20 protein-coding genes are annotated in these 25,296 nt (G+C 52.1%); 15 read left to right on the forward strand and 5 right to left on the reverse strand.

Annotation, left to right across the window (positions count from 1 at the left end; all coding sequences use genetic code 11):
* Positions 1-154: 154 nt before the first annotated feature.
* Both dcuC and pepT read right to left on the reverse strand, forming a co-directional pair.
* Complete coding sequence (dcuC, locus tag OGV69_RS09440) at positions 155-1,516, reverse strand: C4-dicarboxylate transporter DcuC (protein WP_038637951.1); 1,362 nt, start codon at positions 1,514-1,516, stop codon at positions 155-157.
* Positions 1,513-2,769, reverse strand: a complete 1,257-nt coding sequence (gene pepT, locus OGV69_RS09445) for a peptidase T (protein ID WP_038637948.1) — start codon at positions 2,767-2,769, stop codon at positions 1,513-1,515. The genes dcuC and pepT overlap by 4 nt, the downstream gene beginning before the upstream one ends.
* A gap of 1,400 nt (positions 2,770-4,169) precedes the next feature.
* Here pepT and OGV69_RS09450 point away from each other — a divergent pair.
* Both OGV69_RS09450 and OGV69_RS09455 read left to right on the forward strand, forming a co-directional pair.
* Positions 4,170-4,427 carry a YjhX family toxin gene (locus OGV69_RS09450; RefSeq protein ID WP_038637945.1) on the forward strand — a complete coding sequence of 86 codons (258 nt, stop codon included), beginning with the start codon at positions 4,170-4,172 and terminating at the stop codon, positions 4,425-4,427.
* A gap of 10 nt (positions 4,428-4,437) precedes the next feature.
* Positions 4,438-5,184, forward strand: coding sequence for an SAM-dependent methyltransferase (locus OGV69_RS09455; RefSeq protein ID WP_069323894.1), 747 nt, complete (start codon positions 4,438-4,440; stop codon positions 5,182-5,184).
* Positions 5,185-5,227: 43 nt separating this feature from the next.
* Here the strand turns inward: OGV69_RS09455 and OGV69_RS09460 are convergent, their stop codons facing one another.
* A complete protein-coding gene (locus OGV69_RS09460) occupies positions 5,228-5,803 on the reverse strand; it encodes a DJ-1/PfpI family protein (RefSeq protein WP_069323893.1) in 576 nt (191 codons plus the stop codon).
* A gap of 953 nt (positions 5,804-6,756) precedes the next feature.
* Between OGV69_RS09460 and OGV69_RS09465 the strand changes: the two genes are divergently transcribed.
* A complete protein-coding gene (locus OGV69_RS09465; protein ID WP_069323892.1) occupies positions 6,757-8,979 on the forward strand; it encodes an EAL domain-containing protein in 2,223 nt (740 codons plus the stop codon).
* Between the two features lie 186 nt (positions 8,980-9,165).
* On the opposite strand, the gene OGV69_RS09470 is transcribed toward OGV69_RS09465, so the two are convergent.
* Together OGV69_RS09470 and OGV69_RS09475 are read right to left on the reverse strand one after the other, a co-directional pair.
* Positions 9,166-10,554 (reverse strand): APC family permease, encoded by a 1,389-nt coding sequence (locus tag OGV69_RS09470; RefSeq protein WP_069323891.1) that lies wholly within the window; start codon positions 10,552-10,554, stop codon positions 9,166-9,168.
* 343 nt (positions 10,555-10,897) lie between these two features.
* Positions 10,898-12,316 carry a glutamine synthetase family protein gene (locus tag OGV69_RS09475; protein ID WP_087856444.1) on the reverse strand — a complete coding sequence of 473 codons (1,419 nt, stop codon included), beginning with the start codon at positions 12,314-12,316 and terminating at the stop codon, positions 10,898-10,900.
* Positions 12,317-12,527: 211 nt separating this feature from the next.
* On the opposite strand from OGV69_RS09475, the gene puuD reads away from it, so the two are divergent.
* From puuD to appB, 12 genes are all read left to right on the forward strand, one after another.
* Entirely contained in the window at positions 12,528-13,292 is a 765-nt protein-coding gene (puuD, locus tag OGV69_RS09480) for a gamma-glutamyl-gamma-aminobutyrate hydrolase (protein WP_003838709.1), read from the forward strand.
* Between the two features lie 25 nt (positions 13,293-13,317).
* Positions 13,318-13,875: an HTH-type transcriptional regulator PuuR gene (gene puuR, locus OGV69_RS09485; RefSeq protein WP_038637926.1), complete on the forward strand. Its 558-nt coding sequence runs from the start codon at positions 13,318-13,320 to the stop codon at positions 13,873-13,875.
* A 138-nt stretch (positions 13,876-14,013) separates the two neighbouring features.
* On the forward strand, positions 14,014-15,501 hold the full coding sequence (puuC, locus tag OGV69_RS09490; RefSeq protein WP_038637924.1) for an aldehyde dehydrogenase PuuC: 1,488 nt from the start codon (positions 14,014-14,016) through the stop codon (positions 15,499-15,501).
* A 2-nt stretch (positions 15,502-15,503) separates the two neighbouring features.
* The gene (locus OGV69_RS09495; protein WP_038637921.1) at positions 15,504-16,784 is read left to right on the forward strand and encodes an NAD(P)/FAD-dependent oxidoreductase; all 1,281 of its coding nucleotides are present in this window, start codon (positions 15,504-15,506) and stop codon (positions 16,782-16,784) included.
* A 208-nt stretch (positions 16,785-16,992) separates the two neighbouring features.
* Positions 16,993-18,120, forward strand: a complete 1,128-nt coding sequence (gene hyaA / locus OGV69_RS09500; protein WP_071888112.1) for a hydrogenase 1 small subunit — start codon at positions 16,993-16,995, stop codon at positions 18,118-18,120.
* Positions 18,117-19,910 carry a Ni/Fe-hydrogenase large subunit gene (hyaB, locus tag OGV69_RS09505; protein WP_069323889.1) on the forward strand — a complete coding sequence of 598 codons (1,794 nt, stop codon included), beginning with the start codon at positions 18,117-18,119 and terminating at the stop codon, positions 19,908-19,910. Before hyaA ends, hyaB begins: the two co-directional genes overlap by 4 nt.
* 19 nt (positions 19,911-19,929) lie before the next feature.
* The gene (hyaC, locus tag OGV69_RS09510; protein WP_069323888.1) at positions 19,930-20,664 is read left to right on the forward strand and encodes a Ni/Fe-hydrogenase b-type cytochrome subunit; all 735 of its coding nucleotides are present in this window, start codon (positions 19,930-19,932) and stop codon (positions 20,662-20,664) included.
* Positions 20,661-21,242 (forward strand): hydrogenase 1 maturation protease, encoded by a 582-nt coding sequence (gene hyaD, locus OGV69_RS09515; protein WP_038637910.1) that lies wholly within the window; start codon positions 20,661-20,663, stop codon positions 21,240-21,242. The genes hyaC and hyaD overlap by 4 nt, the downstream gene beginning before the upstream one ends.
* 5 nt (positions 21,243-21,247) lie before the next feature.
* Positions 21,248-21,652 carry a hydrogenase-1 operon protein HyaE gene (hyaE, locus tag OGV69_RS09520; RefSeq protein WP_038637907.1) on the forward strand — a complete coding sequence of 135 codons (405 nt, stop codon included), beginning with the start codon at positions 21,248-21,250 and terminating at the stop codon, positions 21,650-21,652.
* Positions 21,649-22,506: a hydrogenase expression/formation protein gene (locus tag OGV69_RS09525; RefSeq protein ID WP_038637904.1), complete on the forward strand. Its 858-nt coding sequence runs from the start codon at positions 21,649-21,651 to the stop codon at positions 22,504-22,506. The genes hyaE and OGV69_RS09525 overlap by 4 nt, the downstream gene beginning before the upstream one ends.
* A 90-nt stretch (positions 22,507-22,596) precedes the next feature.
* Positions 22,597-24,141, forward strand: coding sequence for a cytochrome bd-II oxidase subunit 1 (gene appC, locus OGV69_RS09530; RefSeq protein WP_069323887.1), 1,545 nt, complete (start codon positions 22,597-22,599; stop codon positions 24,139-24,141).
* An 11-nt stretch (positions 24,142-24,152) separates the two neighbouring features.
* Positions 24,153-25,289, forward strand: a complete 1,137-nt coding sequence (appB, locus tag OGV69_RS09535; protein ID WP_227408974.1) for a cytochrome d ubiquinol oxidase subunit II — start codon at positions 24,153-24,155, stop codon at positions 25,287-25,289.
* Positions 25,290-25,296 lie beyond the last annotated feature (7 nt).

Raw genomic sequence — 25,296 nt, forward strand, 5'->3', positions numbered from 1 at the left:
AATCATTTATAGTTAACAAGATTGACCACAAATAATAAGAATAGCTCGATAAAGATGAAAACTAATAATTATTCCGCGTAATCAATACAACAATGTATCAAACCAGAAAACCTCCAGATTCAATAAACCGGAGGTTTGTCTGGGCCTGCAATTGTTAGTAGAAAATACCGATGATTAGCGTATGCGTAACAAAGCCGACAATCAACGGTACGGCGGTGCGTTTAACCACATCGAATGGAGTTATTTTTGCCCCGCTGGAAACGGCGATCACGACGCCAGATACCGGTGAAATGGCCCGTCCCATATGCGATGCCTGCTGCATCGGCAGAATCATGGCCACGGCGTTCGCCCCCATACTGGCAGCGATTTGCGGGATAAGCTCCACGAACGCAAGAAATGGCGCATTACCCGATCCCATAATGATAGCCGCCGCAAGCGTCACCAGCGCAAACACCACCGCCATGGCAAATGGCGGCAATCCCACGTGTTCGGCCATCAGGATTAATTGATCAATCGCACCAATGACTTTAATACCATGAGCAAAAACCCCCGCCGCAACCAGCAGGCCTACCACACCGGTAAAGGCAGTACCCATTCCTTTCAGAAAATGGCTAAATCCTTCGCACACCGCCTTTAAATCTCGCACCCGCAGCCATTCAATCAACATACAAATAGCCATTGAAATAAGCACAATGGTAATGATATTCAGGTTAATACCACTGACGAACATTTCAGAGGAGCCCACTGCCATCAGTATTGGAAGCATGGGAAGCAGCGCATAAAATGCGGGCGCAGTTCCTGAGTCAGTCACTTCAGCGCTACCGATTTCCCGTGGTAAGGTCCCCGCTTTACGATCGCAATAGCGCTGCCAGAAAAAATGGCAGACACCCACGACCAAAACGGTAGCCAGAGCAGCCGGTCCCTGGTGGTAGACCACGTATTCCACCACATCCATATTGACCGCTTTCGATCCCCTGATAGCATCGATTGCCGTTGGGGTATACGCCACACCCAGCGAGGTGGCAATTACCCCGGCAGCAGAGGCAGCGGAAAGCCCTAATCCCAGCATAATAGGGAACATTGTTCCCATCAGCAGTACGGCGAGTCCAGTGGCTGAAGGAATAGCTAACTGCAGGAGACTGGCGAGCAGGTACGAGAAAAAAAGCAGAATATAGGGCGAACGCAGCGCACGCAGGGGTTTTGTGACGACACGCACCACCGCCTCATTGGCGCCGATATGATCCATGTAGTGCGCAAATCCCATCAGCGCCATGATCATCAGGCCAAGATCGGCGGCTCGCGTGCTGAAGAGATCGCGCATAACCTCGAACGGATCGAGAAAGGAAATCCCCGTGCCAGCAACGCCTTTCGGTAGTACGGAACCCCACCCGGTGAGAGCGGTGCAAATCATCAGCACCAAACCCGCAATAAATAGCACAGGTTCCGCACGATAACCTTTCAGAATCAGACGAGCGACCACCACGATAACCAGCAGGGCAATTAACACCTGAATCATGACTGAGCTCTCCGCTGCGTGAACTCAGCAAAGGTTTCCTCAATGACCGCAACCACGACATCGCTGGCGGCCCGCAGTGAACGCACCGGCAGATATTCATAAATAGAGTGAAAATTATGGGCGCCGGTAAAAATATTCGGGCAAGGCAATCCTTTCTGCGATAAAACCGCACCATCATATCCGCCGCGCATGGCGACAGGTGCCGGGGTAATCCCACATTTCTGATAGGCGCGTAATGCAATATCAATCGGGTAGTGAGCATCACCCTGCAAACTATTGAACACGTTCGCATAGCGATCGGCTAAATGACAGACCACGCTATTTTCGCCCCATAGTGCGCAGGTACTGACGGCAAGCTGACGGATAAATGCCATACGCGCCTTATAGCCTTCTTCAGTGAAGTCGCGGATATCCAGCTTAAGCACCGTGCGGGCGCTGTTACCCTGCAACTGCTTAACCCAGTAATAACCTTCGCGCCCTTCCGTATATTCAGGCGCTTCTCCGCCAGGCAGCATCGCAATAAACTTATGCGCCATCAGCAGCGAGTTCTTCAGCTTACCTTTGGCTGACATGGGGTGCGCAGACTGGCCGGTAAAGATGATTTCCGCATCGCCCGCATTCCAGTTCTCATAAACAAACTCGCCGATACCGCAACAATCCAGGGTGTAACCAAAATCAGCGCCGAAGCTGGCAACATCAAAAGCTTTTGCGCCACGCAATCCTTGCTCTTCATCAGGCACAAAACCCACCTTCACCGGTCCATGTTTGATTTCCGGATGTGCCACCAGATACTGTAATGCGTTCATAATTGCGGCGATGGCTGCTTTATCATCAGCCCCTAACAGGCTGGTTCCGTCAGTGACCAATAGATCATCACCGATATAATTTTTCAGTTCCGGGAACTCGCTTTCGCGCAGAAAAATATTCAGTTCTTTGTTCAGGCACAAATCCCCACCGCTATAGTGAAGACGTTGCGCATTTGTGTCCGCAGTCTGTTCCGCGCTGGTATCCAGATGTCCAAAGAATGAAACGACAGGAACCGTGTCATCGGTGTTCCCGGGCAGTGTAGCCGTTACGATGGCGGTATCCCTGACCTCAATGTTTTCCATTCCTAATGCTTCAAGTTCTGCTGCAAGCAGTTTTGCCAGTACCATTTGACCAGCAGAAGAAGGCATTATCCCATTTGCGCCATTTTCTCTTGAAGTCGTGGTATTAATTTTGGTGTAGTTGATAAAACGTTCAACAATATCCATTCCAGGAGGTCCTTTAATATTTTATTGACGAAATACTGTGAGAGGGGCTCGCGTACAGCGCGAGTGATATTAAACAGGGAACCAGATAAAATCAGCGTTCATCCCGGAACGCTGATTTTATGAGCATTACGACGTTGATTTATACCCTAAATAATTCGAGTTGCAGGAAGGCGGCGACGCAGCGAATTCCCAGGAGCGTACATAAGTACGTGACTGGGCGAGCGAGGAAAGCCAACGCACATGCAGCTCGAAGTATGACGGGTATATATATGAATATAATGAGATGAGTCATTACGTCGGTGACAAAAACGCCTTACTGATGGGTAAAACCATACTCCCTGTCCATGTTCACTGCTATTTCCCATGGTGTTTAGCTAACAGAAATCATAAACGGCACTCGTAAGCCTAAGAGATAATAGAAATCATTTAGACTCCACTTCTCTATACCGGCCCAAGAGATAGCATTGCTATATTTTTTTAATGAACGAATACGGTGTCAGCAACATGCAACCGTTTGCACTTCTCTAGAAATAGCCACTTAGCGCGCTAAAATCCGTGAGCAAACTCACAATTATATCAATAGCAAAAATTTCTATCATACTGAAAAACCGTGAATTATAAGAAATGCTATATAGTCCCCTGGTAAATAGATTCATTATGATACTATTCGACATTACCTTATTATCGATGGATAATACTTCCCTAACCGTTAATTTTAAACATTACCCACCATAATATTGGTATATATTGGTGATTAATAAAATCCTGTACCGGCAAAAAAAACCTCTGCCCTGAGAAGAGATTCAGGGCAGAGGTAATACGGGTGTTAAGGACAGATTTATAGTTTTAGTGATAACGGAAGAGCTTCTTGCGGAACCGAGTATACACAATTAATCACATTAAGAAAATTCTTAAAATCAATTAATCACAAATCCGGTCGAAAACCATTAAAACAATAAAAAACGCCTTATCAAAACAGCAAATAAAGTGACAAAAAGATTAATCCATCCTAATCAATTGCGTGGCCCCAAATGCGCTCACAGTGCCGCGTTACCACAGATAACACTTTATGCGCAGACAGAATATCAAATTAATTTAATATTTTAATAGACACCTGACATAACGAAAATTTGCAGTTAATAAAGTCACTAAACGCTATAACTCGCTATAGATCACATTTTATGTACAAGGAGTTTTCTCTGGAGATTCTGGCTGGTATGATTCATCAGGTAAATACCTTTCAACTCAACCCGAGGCTTTGATGCTGGAGAATGTAATCATCAGATAATCAGTTTGCCGACCTTTTCAGGACGGACTGGTTATCAATGCGCCGAAATCTAATGCGGACACCGCAGTGTGTTTGCACGTTTTGCACATGATGATTAAACAGGTTTTCCAGTATGAATTTATCCCGTCAGGAACAACGTACCTTACACGTTCTCGCCAAAGGTGGTCGTATCGTTCACGCCCGCGACGCCTCAGGCCGCGTCACCTCCGTCGAATGCTACAGCCGCGAAGGACTACTGCTCTGCGACTGCACCCTCGCCGTGTTCAAAAAACTCAGAACCAAAAAGCTGATCAAATCTGTCAATGGTCAGCCCTATCGCATCAATACTACCGGGCTGAACAACGTTCGCGCCCAACTGGATAATCGCTAAGGAGAGAGAGATGGATATCCCAAAAATTTTTACTATCAGCGAAAGCGCTCATCGCATCCATAATCCGTTCACCGCGCAGAAATACGCCACGTTAGGCCAGGTGCTGCGCATGGAACCGGGAACCCGCATTCTGGATCTCGGCAGCGGCTCGGGCGAGATGTTGTGCACCTGGGCGCGCGATCATGGCATTTTCGGCATCGGTATCGATATGAGCCAGCTGTTTAGCAAGCAGGCAACGCTGCGCGCAGCAGAACTGGGCGTCAGTCAGCAGGTGAGTTTTGTCCACGCCGATGCAACGGGCTATATCGCTGAAGAAAAATGCGATATTGCCGCCTGCGTGGGCGCAACCTGGATTGCAGGCGGCGTCGCCGGAACGGTCAGACAACTGGAGCAGAGTCTTAAGCCTGGCGGAATCATACTCATCGGTGAACCGTACTGGCGCCAGATACCCGCAACAGAGGAAATCGCCCAGTCCTGCGGCGCGACCGCTGTCGCCGATTTTCTTTCCCTGGCGGAACTCATTGCTTCTTTTGACCCGCTCGGCTATGACGTGGTTGAAATGGTTCTGGCTGACCAGGAAGGTTGGGACAGGTACGAGGCGGCAAAATGGTTGACGATGCGCCGCTGGCTGGAAGCTAATCAGGACGATGAGTTTGCAACTGAAGTCAGGGAGCAACTGAGAAGTTCACCGGGACGCCACGTCACCTTCACCCGTGAATACATCGGCTGGGGCGTGTTCGCACTCATGAAGAGGTAAGATGTGTGGTCGGTATAGCCGGGAGGTTATACCGACTTGCTCATCACTTTGCCGCTGTCTGCATTAATACTTCAACAAATTTAGCCAGCCACTGCGGATGCGCGGGCCAGGCTGGCGCAGTCACCAGATTACCGTCGACGTAGGCTTGATCAATGCCGATATCCGCATAATGTCCGCCGCTCAAACGCACTTCAGGCGCGCAGGCCGGATAGGCGCTACAGGTACGGTTTTCTAATATCCCTGCTGCCGCCAATAGCTGAGGGCCATGGCAGACGGCGGCGATAGGTTTACCCGCTGAGTTGAAATCCTGCACCAGTTGAATGACCTCCGGGTTCAGACGGAGATATTCCGGAGCGCGCCCGCCGGGGATCACCAACGCGTCGTAATCAACGGCCCGTGCTTCGGCAAAATTCGCATTCAACGTAAAACGGTGTCCCGGTTTTTCGCTGTAGGTTTGCGCCCCATCAAAATCATGAATCGCCGTTTGAACGTAATCCCCCTGACGCTTATCCGGACAGACTGCATCAACACGATGGCCCAGCATTTGCAACGCCTGGAAAGGAACCATCGTTTCATAATCTTCGACATAATCGCCAACTAACATCAGTATTTTCTTCATTCACGTCCCCCACTCACGGTTATTAATGATGAGAAATAGCGGCCATCTTTACTATAGTCCACGCGATAGGCGACATTGATAAATACAGCAGAACATTCGGTCTGATCACAATCTGCGCCAAGGCCCGCCAGATGGCGGCCTCTACGTAAACCTGCATGGGAGAATAGAGTTAATAAATATAAATTATATATAGCTGAGAAGTTTTAATATCAGCCAGCACCATCCATAACTTAATTATTTAATAAAATTATGCGCACACGCGTTATTATCTATTATTATTTTATTCGCCTGCAGTCAGGTGAAAATACGCAAAGATTATTCCCATGGTGACAAGATGTTCGTTCGTCAGGCAAAGATTGGGTATGCTACTCGCCACGTGCCTGTGCGGGCCGTCGGTCAATCGGCTGGCGGCGTTGGAATTCACTGCGCGACACAGCAGCAGCCCTGTTAATCATTCGCGATGGCATATTTTGCAGGAGAGTGGGGAGACTCGCGTTCCTGACCACAAAAAAATGATTTCCTTAGAAAGGTATGGCCACAGAGTAACTTAAAAAACAAAGCAACAAAATTAACAATAATGGAATAAATAACACTAATTAATAACACTTCAATAGCTTTCATCGATCTTTCATCGTATTTACGATCTGCCAAACCTATCGTTTAAATCTATCAAAACATTTATATTGATCGTTTTTATCGATCATATATTCTGTATGAAATAAATGCTATTGACGGCATTTTTATTACCAGCGCAGTCAGAAAAATTTTTCTCTCTTGCGTTGTGTCGCACCAGAAAATTATCAAGGATTACGCTTAAAAATTTACGTAACATCTATTCAAATAGATTTCGATTAGCAAGAACATCCAAAAATACACATTTTCAGCACCCGGGCTAACAGGTTTTAAGTAGATAGCTTACATTGAGAGCGGTGATAACTCACTGAGAATTGCGCATGATGATATCGTTAAAAAAAACGGAAAATATAAATTTCGTTAATACATTTAAAGACTATTTTTGTGTAGGCATCGCATTTTTTGCTTTACAGTTTGTCGCTGGTCATCTCAGTAAGCAGGAAGATATTGCGGGTGTAACCCTGCATTTTTATGATCTCACTTTACCTCTCATTTCCGCATTGCTGGTTTTATACAGGCAAAAGGCATTCCCCATTTTAGGTGCCTTTTTCTTGTATGCGCTCTACTCTTACTCATTAGATTCGCTGCTAACGTTATCAGCTCAGGTACTGGCCGCACTCATTAGCCAGACATTCTATGTGTTCTCGACAGGTAAACGAAGTGCCGTAAGCTTTGGCCGCAGCCAGCTTACAACCCTACGTATTGTTTGGCTGGTGTGCTGCAATTCCTTACTCTTTATCTCGATTGAGCACTGGTTCCAGTCGCGAGTTATTTCTGAACCAATGACTCATCTTTTTACACTGCAAACATTAATTAACTTGCAGTGGTTGATGAACTCTTGCCTGACAGGGATCCCTTTTTGTTACCTGTTGCTCAGAAGCGTTCAAAATCCAGTGTGGTGTATTTTACACATCAGGCATGTGAAGACATTGATAAAATCCGGCCCACCTATTTTATGTCAAGTATTATGGCTGGTCCTGTTAGTCTGCATTATGTCCGCTTTGATTGTCAGCAGACAGGATATACTCATATTTACTGACTACTCATTACTGTGGCTTCTTCCGCTCATGCTATGGGGAGTGATCTGTATTGGTCATGCTTTCATATCCCCTGTTTGGGTAGCGATGCTCATCTTGCTAGGATATAACATAAATAGCTATATCCCACCCGCTGACGATAAAAACTATTTACATAGTCTGGTGATTTCTTCTACGATCGTGTTTGTCTTTTCGCTGACGATTGTCGTTGCTGGTGTACTTGCCATTCGTAACCGAAAATACCTCCGACGCCTCAAACAACTTTTTAGATCAGAGCCTAATACTGGACTGCCTAACTTTCAGGCCCTGCAAATGGATATTCGTAAATACTCAACTGAGTGTCTGTGTTACATCCGTTGTACTGAACTGAACACGCTAGAGCAAACGCATGGTATCGAGTTCCGTTTTGAGTTTGTAAAAGGGTTAAGCACCTATGTGCGTAAATTAATAAGCGGTGACGATAATATCTATTATGCCCCAGGTCACGGGATAATTCTTCGCCTTAATGCCATACCTGACATTTCTGAAATGTATAAAAAACTAAACGCTTTCCGTTTTATCTGGAAAGACTACCAATTGGGGTTATCTTGCGGTATGGCGTATACCACCGAGAAAAACCTGATTAAAAATTTATCGCTAGCTATTAAGCAGCTTAATACCCAAAGTTACATCTCGTTGATGCAGGGGCAACCATTATTACTCAACCCACAAATGCCGGGTGATAGAATTGTCAGTCAGGCTGTGATTCGTCATATGTTGCAAAAAGCTATCGATAGACAATCGTTTGAACTTATGGCTCAACCTATCGTATCAACAATGTTGGTTGTTCAACCGATCGTGTCAACCACTGGACTGACACGTTATCACGAGATACTTATTCGGATAAAAATGGTTGATGGTAAATTAATCTTTCCAGATACCATCCTACCGGTTGCACGCGAGGCAGGACTACTCCCTGCGCTGGATATCACCGTGATTGAACAGACATTTCGTTTTATACAGTCACGGCAGAAATCTGAACCCAACAGCCATTTTTCTATTAACCTGACCCCAGATTCGCTTAATAAAATTGATTTTCTTGATAATGTTTTCACCTTGTTTAGAAAATACGCCATCGCACCGGAACGTATCATTTTTGAAGTCATTGAATCAGATATCATTGATAACGCCAATGTCACTGATGTGCTGAGAGCATTACGTAAAGCCGGTTCGAAAATTGCTATTGATGATTTTGGAACCGGAGCATCCAGTTATTCTCGTTTACGAACGTTAGACGCTGACATTCTGAAGATTGATGGCTCATTCATCCGTAATATTCTGACCGATGAGTTTAGTCGATGCGCGGTCAGATCATTCTGCGAAGTGGCGAAACTGAAAAAAATGGAAGTCGTCGCGGAGTTTGTTGAAAATGAGGAAATTGAAAAGATGCTAATCACGATGGGTATTGGTTGGTTTCAGGGATACCATATAGGAAAACCCGTTCCTATAGAGTTAGCTCAATTGTAATTCAGTTATTATAATAATAATTATCTTACAACATTGATTCACTTACCGGCTCCCGTGCCGGTTTTTTTATTGCCTAATGCAAGCTGTACATTAATTAAAGCAGGTATGCCGCAACTGTCTGCCGCGGCATAGCGTATTTTATTTTTAGCCCAATTCAGCCGAAAGCTATTGTTGCTTCCGCTTCCATTACTCCCAGGCCCGCTCAGTTTTCGCTGCGTCAAACTGCGGCGGCGGCTTACGAAAACGTCCGGTCAGCCAGGCGAGATACACCAACCCTAACCCGGCCCATACCAGTCCCAGCGTCAGCGATGTCACCTCCAGATTGACCCACAGTACGGCAACCGTGGCGGCGCCAACCATTGGCAATACCAGATAGTGCAATTTCTCCTGCCAGGTATGTTTACGTCCTTCACGCCGCCAGAAGTGGTTAAACACCGACAAATTGACGAACGTAAAGGCCACCAGCGCGCCAAAGTTAATCAACGCCGTGGCGGTCACCAGGTCAAAAAACAGCGCCGACAGCGCCACAATGCCGACCATAATGACGTTTAGCGCAGGGGTACGCCATTTCGGATGGACATAACCGAAGTACTTCTCCGGGAAGACGTTATCCCGGCCCATCACGTACAGCAAACGAGATACACTGGCATGCGACGCCAGGCCTGACGCCAGCGTATTCACAAAGGTCGTACACAGGAAAATGGACTGGAACAGTTTGCCGCCGACATACAGCGCAATCTCCGGCAGCGCCGCATCCGGGTCTTTAAAGCGGCTAATATCCGGGAAAAACAGCTGCATAAAGAACGAAGCGGCAATGAAGATCAACCCACCGTACAGGGCGGTGAGGAAAATAGCTTTCGGGATGGTACGCGCCGCATCCGGCGTCTCTTCAGAAAGCGTCGTCACCGCATCAAAGCCGAGGAACGAGAAGCAGACGATGGTCGCCCCGGTGATAATCGGGATCAAATGCGCATTCTGGCTAATAAACGGTTGCAGCGACCAGACGGTGCCGACCCCTTCGCCTTTATGCAGTCCCTGTACCACGAGGAAGATAAACACGGCGATTATCGCCACCTGCACCAGCACAAACAGCGCATTGAAGTTCGCCACCAGATTAACGCTTTTCAAATTGGCCGCGGTGAGGATCGCCACGAACATCACCACCCAAATCCATGGCGCAACCTCCGGGAACAGCGCGGAGAGGTAAATTTTCGCCAGCAGGACGTTAATCATCGGCAGGAAAAGGTAGTCAAGCAGCGACGACCAGCCAACCATAAACCCCACGTGCGGATTAATGGCTTTTTGCGCGTAGGTGTAGGCCGAACCGGCCTGCGGAAACTGGCGTACCAGCTTACCGTAACTGATGGCGGTGAACAGCACCCCCGCCAGGGCCAGCAGATAGGAGGCCGGAACATGGCCATTGCTGACGCCCGAAACAATCCCAAAGGTGTCAAACACCGTCATCGGCGTGAGATAGGCCAACCCCATCACCACCACCTGCCACAGCTTCAGGGATTTTCGCAGTTGTGTTTTGCCCGGCTGGCCTGCAACGTCCACAGGAGAATTAGTCGACATAGCGATCCTCCCCGCAACGAGTCCAGGTCTGCGTTCGAAACGTTGGTAACGCAAACCTGAGTCGTGTCGAGGCGGATCTCCAAAAGTAAGGCGTCAATGTCGTACGGCAAAGGTGTGGTCCGTACTTACTGCGGGAGCCATGGATGCTCACGCGGGGCTGGTTTTTAAACACTGGCATCATCACATTTCCTCGTCACAAACTCTGTCGGTTATCTGAAGACCCGTTGTCGCCCGCGCTCCATTACGCGACATCCGGGAAATGGCAGGTATTCCTGCAATTTTTACGGGCTGGCTCCGCTCAGCCCGCATGATGCGACTTCTTTTTAAATGATCTGTACGACGGTCAGGCGTTTTTCAACATCCACTCAATTTCAGTGTCGGTGATAAGACGTTCAAACTGGATTAATTCATCGTTTTTACAGGCGTGATACACGTGGCTAAAACGCTCCCCCAATAATTCACGCAGACTGTCGTTTTGCATAAACTCCCACAGCGCATCGCTCTGACGGATCGGGAACGGCAAACCTTCCTGCTCCAGTCCGTTGCCTTCCACCTCTTCCTGTAACGGCAGCTCGTTATCCAGACCATGGAGGATCCCGGCCAGAATGGTCGACATCACCAGATAAGGGTTGGCATCAGCCCCCGCCACACGGTATTCAACCCGATGATTATCACGATCGCCGCAGGGAATGCGCAGCGCCACCGTACGGTTGTTATGCCCCCAGGAAGCCTGGGTAGGGACATACATCCCCGGCTGGAAGCGACGATAAGAGTTCACATTTGGCGCCAGCAGCGCCATCGACGCGGGCATCAGATCAATCATCCCGGCAAGCGCACGCTTAAGTAACGCGGAATCATCGCCATTCGCATCGGCCAGCACGTTCTCGCCTTTGTTATTCATAATGCTGATGTGGATATGCATCCCGCTACCGGCATGCTCCTCATAGGGCTTTGCCATAAAGGTGGCATGCATCTTATGTTTCTCCGCCACCAGCCGCACCAGGCGCTTCAGCGCCAGCGCATCGTCACAGGCGTCGAGTACGTTATCGGTATGGATGAGATTGATTTCAAACTGACCAGGAGATGCTTCGGCCACCGCACCGTCGGCCGGGATCAACTGCAGACGGGCCAGTTCGTCGATATCGTTCAGCACATCAGCAAAGTGGTTCAGGTTATCAACGGAGTAAACCTGACTTTGGGTATTACGATCGTCCGTTCCCGGCGCGCATGGCGGCTGCAGATAACCTTCGGGATCGCGCTTGCGATCGAGTAAATAGAACTCCAGCTCTACCGCTACGACGGGGAACAAACCGCGCTGGCGCAGTTTCTGCCAGAGTCGGTTGAGAACGTTCCGCGGCTCAACGTCAAAGGGAGCGCCATCTTCATCCAGCATTGTCAGCATCATCTGGCCAATAAATTCCGGATCGGCGGCCGAAGGGGTTAACGTTCCGAGCACTGGCACACAGGTCCTGTCCGGTTCGCCAAGTTCTTGTCCTAACCCCGCCTCTTCCACCACATTGCCCAGAATGTCCATCGCGAACACCGATGCGGGAAAATAACAGCCCTTCTCTAACTTAGACAATCCCGACACGGGAATGCGTTTACCGCGAAAACAACCGTTAAGGTCGGTTAACAGCACATCGACAAACTGCGTGTTGGGATAACGTTCCAGATATTGCTTCACTTCGCGCGCAAACGCGCTACTTCGCCTCTCTTCAGAATGCTGAACAAAATTCTCAACTTCTACGATATTGGTTTCCATGATTCACCGCCGTTGGCCTGGTAAGCTTTCTGTGATTTGACTGTTAAATATAATGTCCACCATTCGACTCTGGATGCAAACAATTTGTTTGTCAAATGTTAAATTAAGTTTGCTAGAAGGTTATTACGCTGCTAGATTGAGAAAATAATGAACGGAATTGCACAACAAGGAACCGTTTGGCAATAATTTATTCCAAAACGTGAGGTCGATCATGGGCAATATATTTGACAAGCCAGTTATTGGTGTAGTGATGTGTAGGAACAGGCTTAAGGGTCACGAGACCCAGACTCTGCAAGAAAAGTACCTGAATGCGGTTTTGAATGCCGGTGGATTACCGATAGCGTTACCTCATGCGCTCGCGGAGCCAGAATTACTGAACGCGCTGTTACCAAAACTGGATGGTATCTTCCTGCCTGGAAGCCCAAGCAATGTGCAACCGCACCTCTATGGTGAAAATGGCGATGAGTCTGACGCCGATCCGGGGCGTGATCTTCTGAGCATGGCGCTAATTACCGCCGGGCTCGAAAGGCGCATTCCCATTTTCGCCATCTGCCGGGGCTTACAGGAATTAGTTGTCGCCACTGGCGGGACTCTGTATCGTCGCCTGTGCGATCACTCACAGTTTCTGGAACATCGTGAAGATGCGGAACTCCCGGTGGAGCAGCAATACGCCCCATCTCATGAAGTCCAGGTTCAACAGGGAGGATTGCTGTCGCAATTAATACCAGGTTGCAGCACGTTTTGGGTTAACTCCTTACATGGCCAGGGCGCAAAAACGCTTGGCCCGCAGCTGCGTGTGGAAGCACGATCGCAGGATGGATTAGTGGAAGCGGCCAGCGTTCACGACCATCCTTTCGCGCTCGGCGTGCAGTGGCACCCGGAATGGAACAGTAGCGAATACGCCCTGTCGCGTTTGTTACTTGAAGGTTTTATCACCGCTTGTCAGAACCACCTCGCTGAAAAACAGCGACTCTGACCACTACTGTTAAGGAAATGCAATTATGAGCGATGACGGCCTGGCGCCGGGTAAACGTTTGTCAGAGATCCGCCAGCAATTGGGTCTTTCGCAACGTCGTGCCGCCGAACTGTCTGGGTTGACGCATAGCGCCATCAGTACCATAGAGCAGGACAAAGTCAGTCCTGCCATCAGTACGCTGCAAAAGCTATTGAAAGTATATGGACTGTCGCTCTCCGAGTTCTTCGCGGAACCGGAAAAGCCTGACGAACCGCAGGTGGTTATCAATCAGGATGATTTGATTGAGATCGGGAGTCAGGGAGTATCCATGAAGTTAGTTCACAACGGAAATCCGAATCGTACGCTGGCAATGATGTTTGAAACCTATCAGCCAGGCACGACAACCGGGGAGAGAATTAAACACCAGGGTGAAGAGATTGGGACAATACTGGAAGGTGAAGTCGTTTTGACCATCAACGGTCAAACGTATCATCTTGTTGCAGGGCAAAGTTATGCCATTAACACCGGCATTCCACACAGCTTCAGCAACACCTCGGCAGGGATCTGCCGCATTATCAGTGCCCACACTCCCACCACATTCTAATAAGTAGCGGCCTGAGTTTCTCAGGCCTTCTTAAATAACGCGCATTAACAGGGTAAATCCCTGGGGCATCGTGCAGCCTGATTTTGCCTGAAAAAGATCAGCAACGAACTTTATCTTATTGATATAAAAGGAGTAGCTATGAACTTTCAGAACCTTAAATATTGGCGTGAGAAAGCCAGTCATTATTCGCCGGAAACCCGTTTATTTATTAACGGCGAATATTGCGCCGCCGCCGATAACGAAACCTTTATTACTCAGGATCCGGCCGGCCAGCGCCCACTCGCCAAAGTCGCCCGCGGCAAAAAAGCGGATGTGGATCGTGCGGTCACCGCCGCCCGCGCCGTCTTTGAACGCGGTGACTGGTCGCAGGCAACACCCGCAGAGCGCAAGGCGGTTCTCCACAAGCTTGCAGATTTAATGGAGCAGCATCACGAGGAGCTGGCGCTACTGGAAACGCTCGACACCGGTAAACCGATTCGCCATAGCCTGCGTGATGATATTCCAGGCGCGGCGCGCGCCATCCGGTGGTACGCCGAAGCTATTGATAAAGTCTATGGCGAAGTTGCCACCACCTCGGTAAACGATCTGGCGCTGATTGTGCGCGAACCGGTGGGCGTGATCGCGGCTATCGTTCCGTGGAACTTTCCCCTGCTACTGGCCTGTTGGAAACTTGGCCCCGCGCTGGCCGCCGGTAACAGCGTGATCCTCAAACCCTCGGAGAAGTCCCCGCTGACCGCCATACGTCTTGCGGCGCTGGCTAAAAAAGCGGGTTTGCCCGATGGCGTTCTCAGCGTGGTTAGCGGGTATGGTCACGAAGCGGGCCAGGCGTTGTCGCAACATCCGGATGTCGATGTGATCACTTTTACTGGCTCAACCCGCACCGGCAAGCAACTGCTAAAAGATGCTGGCGACAGCAACATGAAACGCGTGTGGCTGGAAGCTGGCGGTAAAAGCGCCAACATCGTGTTTGCCGACTGCCCGGATCTAGCGAAAGCCGCCGCCACTGCCGCGGCAGGCATTTTCTACAACCAGGGTCAGGTCTGTATCGCCGGTACGCGTCTGCTGCTGGAAGAGAGTATTGCCGACGAATTTATCGCGCTGTTGAAAGAGCAGGCGAAAAACTGGCAGCCGGGCAACCCACTCGATCCTGAAACCACGATGGGCACGCTTATCGACAATGCGCATGCTGACACCGTGGACACCTTTATTCGCGACGGTGAAACGCAAGGCACGCTGGCGCTGGATGGCCGCAGCCATGTCCATCCGGCGGCTATCGGCCCGACGATTTTTGTCGATACCGCGCCGCAAGCCCACGTCAGCCGCGATGAGATCTTCGGCCCGGTACTGGTCATCACCCGTTTTAGCAGCGAAGCCGAAGCCCTTGCGCTGGCCAACGACAGCGACTACGGCCTGGGCGCCGCGGTCTGGACCCGCGATTTGTCGCGCGCCCATCGCATGAGTCGTCGCCTGAAGGCCGGTTCGGTCTTCGTGAATAACTACAACGACGGTGATATGACCGTACCGTTCGGCGGTTATAAGCAAAGTGGAAACGGGCGCGATAAGTCCCTGCATGCCCTGGAAAAATTTAGCGAACTGAAAACCATTTGGATCTCCCTGGAGCCTTAATCATGACTGAACATACCAGCAGTTATTACGCCGCAAGCGCCAATCAGTACGAACCGTTTCCCACCCTTAGCGAATCGGTTAGCTGTGATGTCTGTGTCGTGGGCGGCGGCTATACCGGACTCTCCTCCGCCCTGCATTTAGCGGAAATGGGTTATGACGTGGTGCTACTGGAATCCGCACGTATTGGTTTTGGGGCCAGCGGACGCAACGGCGGCCAGTTGGTTAACTCTTACAGTCGCGATATTGATGTTATCGAACGCAGCTACGGCCCGGATGCCGCCAAAATGCTCGGCAGCATGATGTTTGAAGGCGGCGATATCATTCGCGAACGCATTAAACGCTATCAGATTGACTGCGATTATCGTCCTGGCGGGCTGTTTGTGGCGCTGAACCATAAGCAGATGGAAACGCTGGAAGAGCAGAAGTCGAACTGGGAACGCTACGGCAACACGCAGCTTGAACTGTTAGACAGCAGCGAAATTCGCCGCGAAGTCAGTAGCGATCGCTATGTCGGCGCGCTGCTCGACCACAGCGGTGGCCATATTCATCCGCTCAATCTGGCGATTGGCGAAGCGAACGCCATTCGTCTGAACGGCGGACGCATCTTCGAACAGTCGCCGGTCACCCGTATTCAACACACCAGCCCGGCGGTGGTCAGCACGGAAAAAGGCCAGGTGACAGCCCGCTTTGTGATCGTCGCGGGCAACGCCTACCTCGGCGACAAACTGGAACCTGCGCTGGCCAAAAGCAGCATGCCGTGCGGCACCCAGGTGTTAACCACCGAACCGCTGTCCGCTGAAATGGCACGTTCGTTGATCCCAAAAAACTACTGTGTGGAAGATTGCAACTACCTGCTGGATTACTACCGTCTGACCGGCGATAACCGCCTGCTGTACGGCGGCGGCGTGGTCTACGGCGCCCGCGATCCGAACGATATTGAACGCCTGGTGATGCCGAATCTGCTGAAGACCTTCCCGCAATTGCGGGGGGTAAAAATTGATTACCGCTGGACCGGTAATTTCCTGTTGACGTTATCACGTATGCCGCAGTTCGGCCGCCTCGATACCAATATTTACTATATGCAGGGTTATAGCGGTCACGGCGTGACCTGTACCCATCTGGCTGGACGCCTGATTTCCGAACTGCTGCGCGGGGATGCCGAGCGCTTTGACGCATTCGCCAACCTGCCACACTACCCGTTCCCGGGAGGCCGCAGCCTGCGCATTCCGTTTACCGCCATGGGGGCGGCCTATTACAGCTTACGCGATCGCCTTGGGGTTTAAGTTCTTCCGCGATAAACCCGACGCACAGGGCGGTCTCCCCTGTGCGTTTTTTTATTCCCGGTCAGTGAAAAACAGATAACAGTCACGAATATATCGCTATAGGACATAACCACACTCTTCGCATTGTTTCTCTCCTCTAATCGGATACGCTTTTTTAGATATCGCTGGCGGCGTGCGCCAGAACTCAACGGGGGAAGAAACGCGTGTTATGAATACGAATAATGAGGAGACCTTTTATCAAGCGATGCGCCGGAAGGGAGTGAGCCGACGCAGTTTTCTTAAATATTGTAGCCTCGCCGCAACATCGCTGGGATTAGGGGCTGGAATGACGCCCCGAATAGCCTGGGCGTTGGAGAACAAACCCCGGATCCCGGTCGTCTGGATCCACGGGCTGGAATGTACCTGCTGTACCGAATCGTTTATTCGCTCCTCGCACCCACTCGCCAAAGACGTCATCCTCTCTCTGATTTCCCTCGATTACGACGACACGCTGATGGCCGCCGCCGGAACGCAGGCCGAAGAGGTATTTGAAGACATTCTGCGCCAGTACCACGGCCGCTACATTCTGGCCGTCGAAGGTAATCCTCCGCTGGGTGAACAAGGGATGTTCTGTATTAGCGGCGGAAAACCCTTTGTGGAAAAACTCAAACGCGCCGCCGCCGGAGCCAGCGCGATCATCGCCTGGGGCACCTGTGCCTCCTGGGGCTGCGTGCAGGCTGCCCGGCCTAACCCCACCCAGGCAACCCCAATCGATAAAGTGATCACCGATAAGCCGATCGTGAAAGTGCCCGGCTGCCCGCCGATCCCGGACGTCATGAGCGCCATCATCACCTACATGGTGACGTTTGACAGGCTGCCTGAACTCGACCGGCTGGGGCGCCCGCTAATGTTCTACGGGCAACGTATTCATGACAAATGTTACCGCCGCGCCCACTTTGACGCCGGGGAGTTCGTCGAAAGCTGGGATGATGACGCCGCCCGCAAAGGCTATTGCCTGTACAAAATGGGCTGTAAAGGGCCAACCACCTATAACGCCTGCTCCACCACTCGCTGGAATGGCGGCGTGTCCTTCCCCATCCAGTCCGGTCACGGTTGTCTGGGATGTTCAGAGAACGGCTTCTGGGATCGCGGTTCGTTCTACAGCCGCGTGGTTGATATTCCACAGATGGGAACGCATTCCACCGCCGATACCGTGGGCCTCACCGCGCTTGGCGTCGTGGCTGCCGGCGTCGGCGTCCACGCCGTCGCCAGCGCCGTCAACCAACACAACCGCCACAAACAGCAATTAGCCGACGCCAGACAGCAGTCGTCAGACAATGAGGATAAACAGGCATGAGCCATTCATATCAAACCCAGGGATATACCTTAAACAATGCCGGTCGCCGTCTGGTTGTGGATCCCATTACGCGCATTGAAGGTCATATGCGTTGTGAAGTGAACATTGATGAGCAGAACATCATCACCAACGCGGTTTCTTGCGGCACCATGTTCCGCGGACTGGAGATCATTCTTCAGGGTCGCGACCCGCGCGACGCATGGGCATTTGTCGAACGAATTTGCGGGGTGTGCACCGGCGTACATGCCCTTGCCTCTGTCTACGCCATTGAAGATGCCATTGGCATTAAGGTGCCCGACAATGCCAACATCATTCGCAATATTATGCTGGCCACGCTGTGGTGCCACGACCATCTGGTGCACTTTTACCAGTTAGCCGGAATGGACTGGATTGACGTGCTGAATGCTCTGAAAGCAGATCCTCGCGCCACATCGCAACTGGCGCAGAGTCTTTCTGCCTGGCCGATGTCCTCACCGGGCTACTTCTTTGACGTCCAAAATCGGCTGAAGAAATTTGTCGAAGGCGGTCAGTTGGGGATTTTCCGCAACGGTTATTGGGGCCATCCGCAGTACAAGCTATCGCCAGAGGCTAACCTGATGGGCTTTGCCCACTATCTGGAAGCGCTCGATTTTCAGCGCGAGATTATCAAAATCCATACGGTGTTTGGCGGTAAAAACCCCCATCCTAACTGGATTGTCGGGGGTATGCCGTGCGCTATCAATATCGATCAGAGTGGCGCAGTAGGCGCGGTCGATATGGAACGCCTGAACCTGGTGCAGTCGATCATCACCCGCACCGCTGACTTTATCAACAATGTGATGGTGCCTGACGCGCTGGCTATCGGTCAGTTCAATAAACCCTGGAGCCAGATTGGCACCGGGCTTTCTGATAAATGCGTTTTGAGCTACGGCGCGTTCCCGGATATCGCCAACGACTTCAGCGACAAAAGCCTGTTGATGCCTGGCGGCGCGGTGATTAACGGTGATTTTAACAACGTATTGCCTGTGGACCTCGCCGATCAGCAGCAAATTCAGGAGTTTGTCGATCACGCCTGGTACCGTTACCCGGACGATCAGCTGGGCCGCCACCCCTTCGAAGGCATTACCGAACCCTGGTATAACCCCGGCGATGTGAAAGGCAGCGATATTAATATCCAGCAACTTAACGAGCAGGAACGTTACTCATGGATTAAAGCCCCGCGCTGGCGGGGACACGCCATGGAGGTTGGACCGTTGGCGCGCACGCTGATTGCCTATCACAAAGGGGATGCCGCGACGATTGAATCCGTAGATCGCATGATGTCCGCCCTCAAACTGCCGCTGTCGGGCATGCAGTCGACACTGGGCCGAATTCTGTGCCGGGCGCACGAAGCGCAGTGGGCCGTGAGCAAGTTGCAATATTTCTTCGACAAGCTGATGACCAACCTGAAAAACGGCAACCTGGCGACAGCGAATACCCAAAAATGGGAGCCAGAAAGCTGGCCGCAGCAGTGCCGCGGGATAGGTTTTACCGAGGCGCCGCGCGGGGCATTAGGCCACTGGGCATCGATTCGCGACCAGAAAATCGATCTGTATCAGTGCGTGGTGCCAACCACCTGGAATGCCAGCCCGCGCGATCCAAAGGGGCAAATTGGCGCTTACGAGGCGGCGCTGATGGGTACCCAAATGGCGATACCGGATCAACCACTGGAGATCTTGCGCACCTTGCACAGCTTCGACCCCTGCCTGGCATGTTCAACCCACGTGCTTGGCGACGACGGCAGCGAACTGATCGCAGTCCAGGTTCGCTAAGCGTTGAGGAAAAGGAACGATGACTGGAAAGATATCCCCACGCGTCGGGGAGGCGCGTGATACCGCCGTCAGCCACTATGTGTTTGAAGCGCCTGTTCGCTTGTGGCACTGGCTGACGGTAGGCTGCATGTTGGTTTTGATGGTGACCGGATACTTTATTGGCCGACCGCTGCCATCGGTCAGCGGCGAGGCCACCTATCTGTTCTATATGGGCGACATCCGGCTGGCGCATTTCGCCGCCGCCATGGTGTTCACGGTGATACTGCTGATGCGCGTTTACTGGGCCTTTGTCGGTAACCGCTATTCACGCGAGTTGTTTATCGTGCCGGTCTGGCGTCGCAGTTGGTGGCAGGGGGCGTTTTCGGTAGTGCGCTGGTATCTGTTTCTGGAAAAGAAACCAGGGGAGGATATCGGACATAACCCCGTTGCGCAGGCGGCGATGTTTGGCTATTTCCTGCTCTCCGTTTTTATGATCCTGACCGGTTTTGCCTTATACAGCGAGCATAGCCAGTACGCCATCTTCACTCCCTTCCGCTATGTGACGGAGTTTTTCTACTGGACCGGCGGCAACTCTCTCGATATTCACAGCTGGCACCGGCTAGGAATGTGGTTCATCGCCGCCTTCATCATAGGTCATGTGTACATGGCTATCCGCGAGGACATCATGTCCGACGATACCGTCATCTCGACCATGGTCAACGGCTATCGTAGCCACAAATTTGCCAAACGTCAGCGCGACAAGGAGGCGTCATGAGCGAACCGAACGTCATCGTGATGGGCTTAGGCAACCTGCTGTGGGCAGACGAAGGGTTTGGCATTCGCCTCGCGGAGCGCCTGTACGCCCACTATCACTGGCCAGAATGGGTAGAGATTGTCGATGGCGGCACCCAGGGGCTGAATCTGCTGGGCTATGTTGAACAGGCCAGCCATTTGCTGCTGCTGGACGCCATCGACTACGGACTCGCACCGGGCACCCTGCAAACCTACGCCGGTGACAAAGTCCCCAGTTACCTCAGCGCCAAAAAAATGAGTCTGCACCAGAACAGCTTCTCCGAGGTGCTGGCGCTGGCAGATATTCGCGGCCATCTCCCCGCGCACATCGCTCTCGTGGGACTGCAGCCGGTACAACTGGACGACTATGGCGGCAGCCTGACCGACATCGCACGCGCTCAGCTCCCGGCGGCGGAACAAGCCGCGCTTACGCAGCTGGCCGCGTGGGGTATTGCGCCACAGAAAAACGAGGATACGCGTTGCCTGAACTATGAATGCCTGTCGATGGAAAACTATGAAGGCGTGCGTATTCGCCAGTATCGCGTGACGCTGGAGGAATAAACAATATGTTAAATGACACCCCATTTTCTGCGTTATGGCAACGTATGCTGGCGCGTGGCTGGCAACCGCTGAGCGCGTCTGAACTGGATGGCTGGGTAACCCACGTGCGTGATGGCGTGGTCCTGCTCAGCAGCGATCCCCGCCGCACGCCGGAAGTCAGCGATAACCCGGTCATGATTGCCGAGTTACTGCGCGAGTTTCCCCAGTTTGCCTGGCAAATAGCCATGGCCGACCTCGAACACAGCGAGGCGATCGGCGATCGTTTTAGCGTGTTCCGCTTCCCGGCCACCCTGGTGTTTATCCACGGCGAGCTGCGCGGCATTCTCAGCGGCATCCACCCCTGGACCGACCTGCTCAACCTGATGCGTCCCTTAGTTGAAGAACAGATACCGCCGGAGCCAGCGAGATGAGCGAAACCTTTTTTCATCTGCTGGGGCCGGGTACGCAGCCGGGTGATGATAGCTTCAGCATGAATCCCTTGCCCCTCACCTGCCAGGTCAACTGCGACCCCAGCATGGCGATGCTGGAAAACTGCCCGCACAGCCCGGCGGTGATGGCATTGTTAGCCGATGTACGCCACCAGCTCGCCCGGAGAATTCCCGCCAGGCAGAAGGTGTTGAGATGGGATCTATCCACGCTCAACGCCGACGATCTCACGTTTTTGAATACGCTGCTCGGTGAAGGCGAAGTTTCAGCGCGCATCCAGCATGCTGACGGCCGGGAAAGCGAAATTCAGGAGTCGATTTTCTGCGGCATCTGGCGAGTGCGTTGTCAGAATGACAAGGGCCAATGGGAGGAACATCTGGAAGCCGGTAGCGCGCCGCAGGCGCTATGGCAGGCGGCAACACTCAATACGCTGCCGGACGATAGCCTGCTGCCTCCGCCCATCGACGGATTGATGAATGGCCTGACGCTGGCCCAGGAACTGCTGGCGCACGTGCGCGATCCGGCCACGCTTCCCCATAGCATTAACCTCACCCAACTGCCTGTTAGCGACGCGGATCGCCGATTCCTCGCCAATCTGTGCGGCGAAGGGCACATTCAGATCCGCACCATCGGCTACGGCGAGAGCCAAATCGACGCCACGGCGCTGCGCCATGTCTGGCATGTGCGCTGTCTGGATACCCTGAAAGGGCTTTTGCTCGAGAGTTATGAGATCTGTCCATTACCGGAACTGGTACTGGCTGCGCCGGAAGATCTGCTCGACTCGCTCGAGCGCCTGGATGAAGTCTGCGCCTGGCTGGCATCCGGCCCGCCTGCCTGACTCCCCTCTATAAGACCCGCGTACTTTTCTGCTGCGGGTCTGACGTTTTCTTCTTTATCTATTCACTCTCTAATGCCTGATGGAGTTCGCATGTGGGACGTCATTGACTTATCGCGCTGGCAGTTTGCGCTGACCGCGCTGTACCATTTTCTGTTTGTTCCCCTGACGCTGGGGCTGATATTTTTGCTGGCCATCATGGAAACCCTGTTCGTGGTGACCGGCAAAACCATCTACCGCGACATGACGCGTTTCTGGGGAAAATTATTCGGTATTAACTTTGCGCTCGGCGTGGCTACCGGCCTGACCATGGAGTTTCAGTTCGGCACTAACTGGTCGCTCTATTCCAACTATGTGGGCGATATTTTCGGCGCCCCGTTGGCGATGGAAGCCCTGATGGCTTTCTTTCTTGAATCCACCTTCGTCGGGCTGTTCTTCTTCGGCTGGCAGCGTTTAAACAAGTACCAGCACTTACTGGTGACCTGGCTGGTCGCGTTTGGCTCCAATATCTCGGCGCTGTGGATCCTCAATGCTAACGGCTGGATGCAATACCCGACCGGTGCTCACTTTAATATCGATACCCTGCGCATGGAGATGAGCAGTTTTAGCGAACTGGTCTTTAACCCTGTCAGCCAGGTGAAATTTGTCCATACTGTGATGTCCGGTTATGTCACGGGCGCCATGTTTGTGATGTCCATCAGCGCCTGGTATCTGCTACGTGGTCGCAATCGCGAGTTTGCCCTGCGCTCCTTCGCGGTGGGTTCCGTTTTCGGCACGCTGGCTATCCTCGGCACCCTGCAACTGGGTGACAGTTCAGCCTATGAGGTCGCCCGGCTCCAGCCGGTAAAACTGGCGGCAATGGAAGGAGAATGGCAAACCGAGCCCGCCCCCGCTCCTTTTCATGTCATCGCCTGGCCGCAGCAGGAACAAGAGCGTAACGCCTTTTCCGTGAAGATACCGGCCCTGCTGGGTATCCTGGCGACCCACTCGTTAGATACCCCGGTTCCGGGACTCAAAAATCTGATGGCGGACGCGCTCCCCCGCCTGCAGCGGGGCCGGGAAGCGTGGTTATTGTTGCAGGAAATCGCCAACGGTAAACGCACGCCTCAGGTGCTGAAGGCTTTCCACGCCGTAGAAAATGATCTGGGTTACGGCATCCTGTTGGCGAACTACGCGCCTGATATGAACCACGTTACGCCCGCGCAATATCAGGCCGCGCAACGCGGCGCTATCCCGCAGGTGGCCCCTGTGTTCTGGAGCTTTCGCATCATGATTGGATGCGGTTCTCTACTGTTGCTGGTGATGGCGATTGCGCTGATACAAACCTTACGCTGGCGTATCGACCAGCATCGCTGGGTACTGCGCATGACGCTGTGGAGTCTGCCGCTACCGTGGATTGCCATTGAAGCAGGCTGGTTTATGACGGAGTTTGGCCGTCAGCCGTGGGCGATTCAGGATATTTTACCCACCTGGTACGCCCACTCCGCGCTGAGCGCGAGCCAGTTGGCCTTCTCCATGGGGCTTATCCTTACGCTTTACACCCTGTTTTTAATTGCAGAGGTCTACCTGATGCAAAAATACGCGCGTCTGGGTCCAGATACGATGCGGGACCAACAACCGGCGCAACAACAGGGATAAAGGAGATAATCATGTTGGATTATGCAACGCTGCGGCTCATTTGGTGGCTGCTAATTGGCATCATTCTGGTGGCCTTTATGGTCACTGACGGATTTGATATGGGGGTCGGCTGCCTGTTGCCGCTGATCGCGCGTAACGATGACGAACGCCGGGTATTAATCAATAGCGTCGGGGCGCACTGGGAAGGTAATCAGGTGTGGCTCATTCTGGCGGGCGGCGCATTATTCGCCGCCTGGCCACGCGTGTATGCCGCCGCTTTTTCGGGATTTTATGTGGCGATGATTCTGGTGCTATGCGCCCTTTTCTTTCGCCCGTTGGCTTTTGACTATCGCGGTAAAATAGCCAACGCGCGCTGGCGCAGAATATGGGACAGCGGGTTGGTTATCGGCAGTCTGGTTCCGCCTGTTATTTTCGGCATTGCGTTCGGCAACCTGTTTTTGGGCGTGCCTTTTATCCTTACGCCGCAACTGCATGTGCAATACCTGGGCACCTTCTGGCAGTTACTCTCTCCCTTTGCCCTGTTGTGCGGCGCGTTAAGCCTGATGCTGGTTATTCTGCAAGGGGGCGTGTGGCTCCAGTTAAAAACCGATGGCATCGTTCGCCAACGCGCGCTGTCCGCCACCCGCCGCAGCGCAATGCTGGTGGTACTCTGCTTTCTGTTAGCCGGTTACTGGCTGTGGACAGGAATTGATGGCTTTGTGCTGCTTAGCCAGGATCCTAATGGTCCTTCCAACCCGTTATTAAAAGCGGTAACAACCTCGCCGGGCGCGTGGATGGCGCACTTTTATCAGTCACCACTGCTGTTGATTATTCCGCTAGCAGGCATGATTTTCCCAATGCTCACGATCTATGCCTGCGGGCAACGTCGGGCCGTGTGGGGATTTTTGTGCGCTTCCCTGACCCAGGCCTGCGTGATCTTCACCGCCGGAATCACCCTGTTTCCGTTTGTGATGCCTTCAAGCGTGCAACCCCTGTCCAGCCTGACGGTGTGGGACAGTACCTCCAGCCAGATGACGCTCAGTATCATGTTGGTTATTGTGCTGATTTTTCTACCGATAGTGCTGCTTTATACCGCCTGGAGTTATTACAAGATGCTGGGGCGAATCAAGGTAGAAACGATCCGCCGCCACAACCACGAACTTTACTAGGGAGGAA

The organism is Citrobacter sp. Cc139 (assembly GCF_030334645.1).
Classification (GTDB): domain Bacteria; phylum Pseudomonadota; class Gammaproteobacteria; order Enterobacterales; family Enterobacteriaceae; genus Citrobacter; species Citrobacter werkmanii.

Bases quoted from the DNA above. Each gene is read 5' to 3' on its own strand.
- dcuC (WP_038637951.1), bottom strand. From the start codon at position 1,516: ATGATTCAGGTGTTAATTGCCCTGCTGGTTATCGTGGTGGTCGCTCGT.
- pepT (WP_038637948.1), bottom strand. From the start codon at position 2,769: ATGGATATTGTTGAACGTTTTATCAACTACACCAAAATTAATACCACG.
- OGV69_RS09450 (WP_038637945.1), top strand. From the start codon at position 4,170: ATGAATTTATCCCGTCAGGAACAACGTACCTTACACGTTCTCGCCAAA.
- OGV69_RS09455 (WP_069323894.1), top strand. From the start codon at position 4,438: ATGGATATCCCAAAAATTTTTACTATCAGCGAAAGCGCTCATCGCATC.
- OGV69_RS09460 (WP_069323893.1), bottom strand. From the start codon at position 5,803: ATGAAGAAAATACTGATGTTAGTTGGCGATTATGTCGAAGATTATGAA.
- OGV69_RS09465 (WP_069323892.1), top strand. From the start codon at position 6,757: ATGATGATATCGTTAAAAAAAACGGAAAATATAAATTTCGTTAATACA.
- OGV69_RS09470 (WP_069323891.1), bottom strand. From the start codon at position 10,554: ATGTCGACTAATTCTCCTGTGGACGTTGCAGGCCAGCCGGGCAAAACA.
- OGV69_RS09475 (WP_087856444.1), bottom strand. From the start codon at position 12,316: ATGGAAACCAATATCGTAGAAGTTGAGAATTTTGTTCAGCATTCTGAA.
- puuD (WP_003838709.1), top strand. From the start codon at position 12,528: ATGGGCAATATATTTGACAAGCCAGTTATTGGTGTAGTGATGTGTAGG.
- puuR (WP_038637926.1), top strand. From the start codon at position 13,318: ATGAGCGATGACGGCCTGGCGCCGGGTAAACGTTTGTCAGAGATCCGC.
- puuC (WP_038637924.1), top strand. From the start codon at position 14,014: ATGAACTTTCAGAACCTTAAATATTGGCGTGAGAAAGCCAGTCATTAT.
- OGV69_RS09495 (WP_038637921.1), top strand. From the start codon at position 15,504: ATGACTGAACATACCAGCAGTTATTACGCCGCAAGCGCCAATCAGTAC.
- hyaA (WP_071888112.1), top strand. From the start codon at position 16,993: ATGAATACGAATAATGAGGAGACCTTTTATCAAGCGATGCGCCGGAAG.
- hyaB (WP_069323889.1), top strand. From the start codon at position 18,117: ATGAGCCATTCATATCAAACCCAGGGATATACCTTAAACAATGCCGGT.
- hyaC (WP_069323888.1), top strand. From the start codon at position 19,930: ATGACTGGAAAGATATCCCCACGCGTCGGGGAGGCGCGTGATACCGCC.
- hyaD (WP_038637910.1), top strand. From the start codon at position 20,661: ATGAGCGAACCGAACGTCATCGTGATGGGCTTAGGCAACCTGCTGTGG.
- hyaE (WP_038637907.1), top strand. From the start codon at position 21,248: ATGTTAAATGACACCCCATTTTCTGCGTTATGGCAACGTATGCTGGCG.
- OGV69_RS09525 (WP_038637904.1), top strand. From the start codon at position 21,649: ATGAGCGAAACCTTTTTTCATCTGCTGGGGCCGGGTACGCAGCCGGGT.
- appC (WP_069323887.1), top strand. From the start codon at position 22,597: ATGTGGGACGTCATTGACTTATCGCGCTGGCAGTTTGCGCTGACCGCG.
- appB (WP_227408974.1), top strand. From the start codon at position 24,153: ATGTTGGATTATGCAACGCTGCGGCTCATTTGGTGGCTGCTAATTGGC.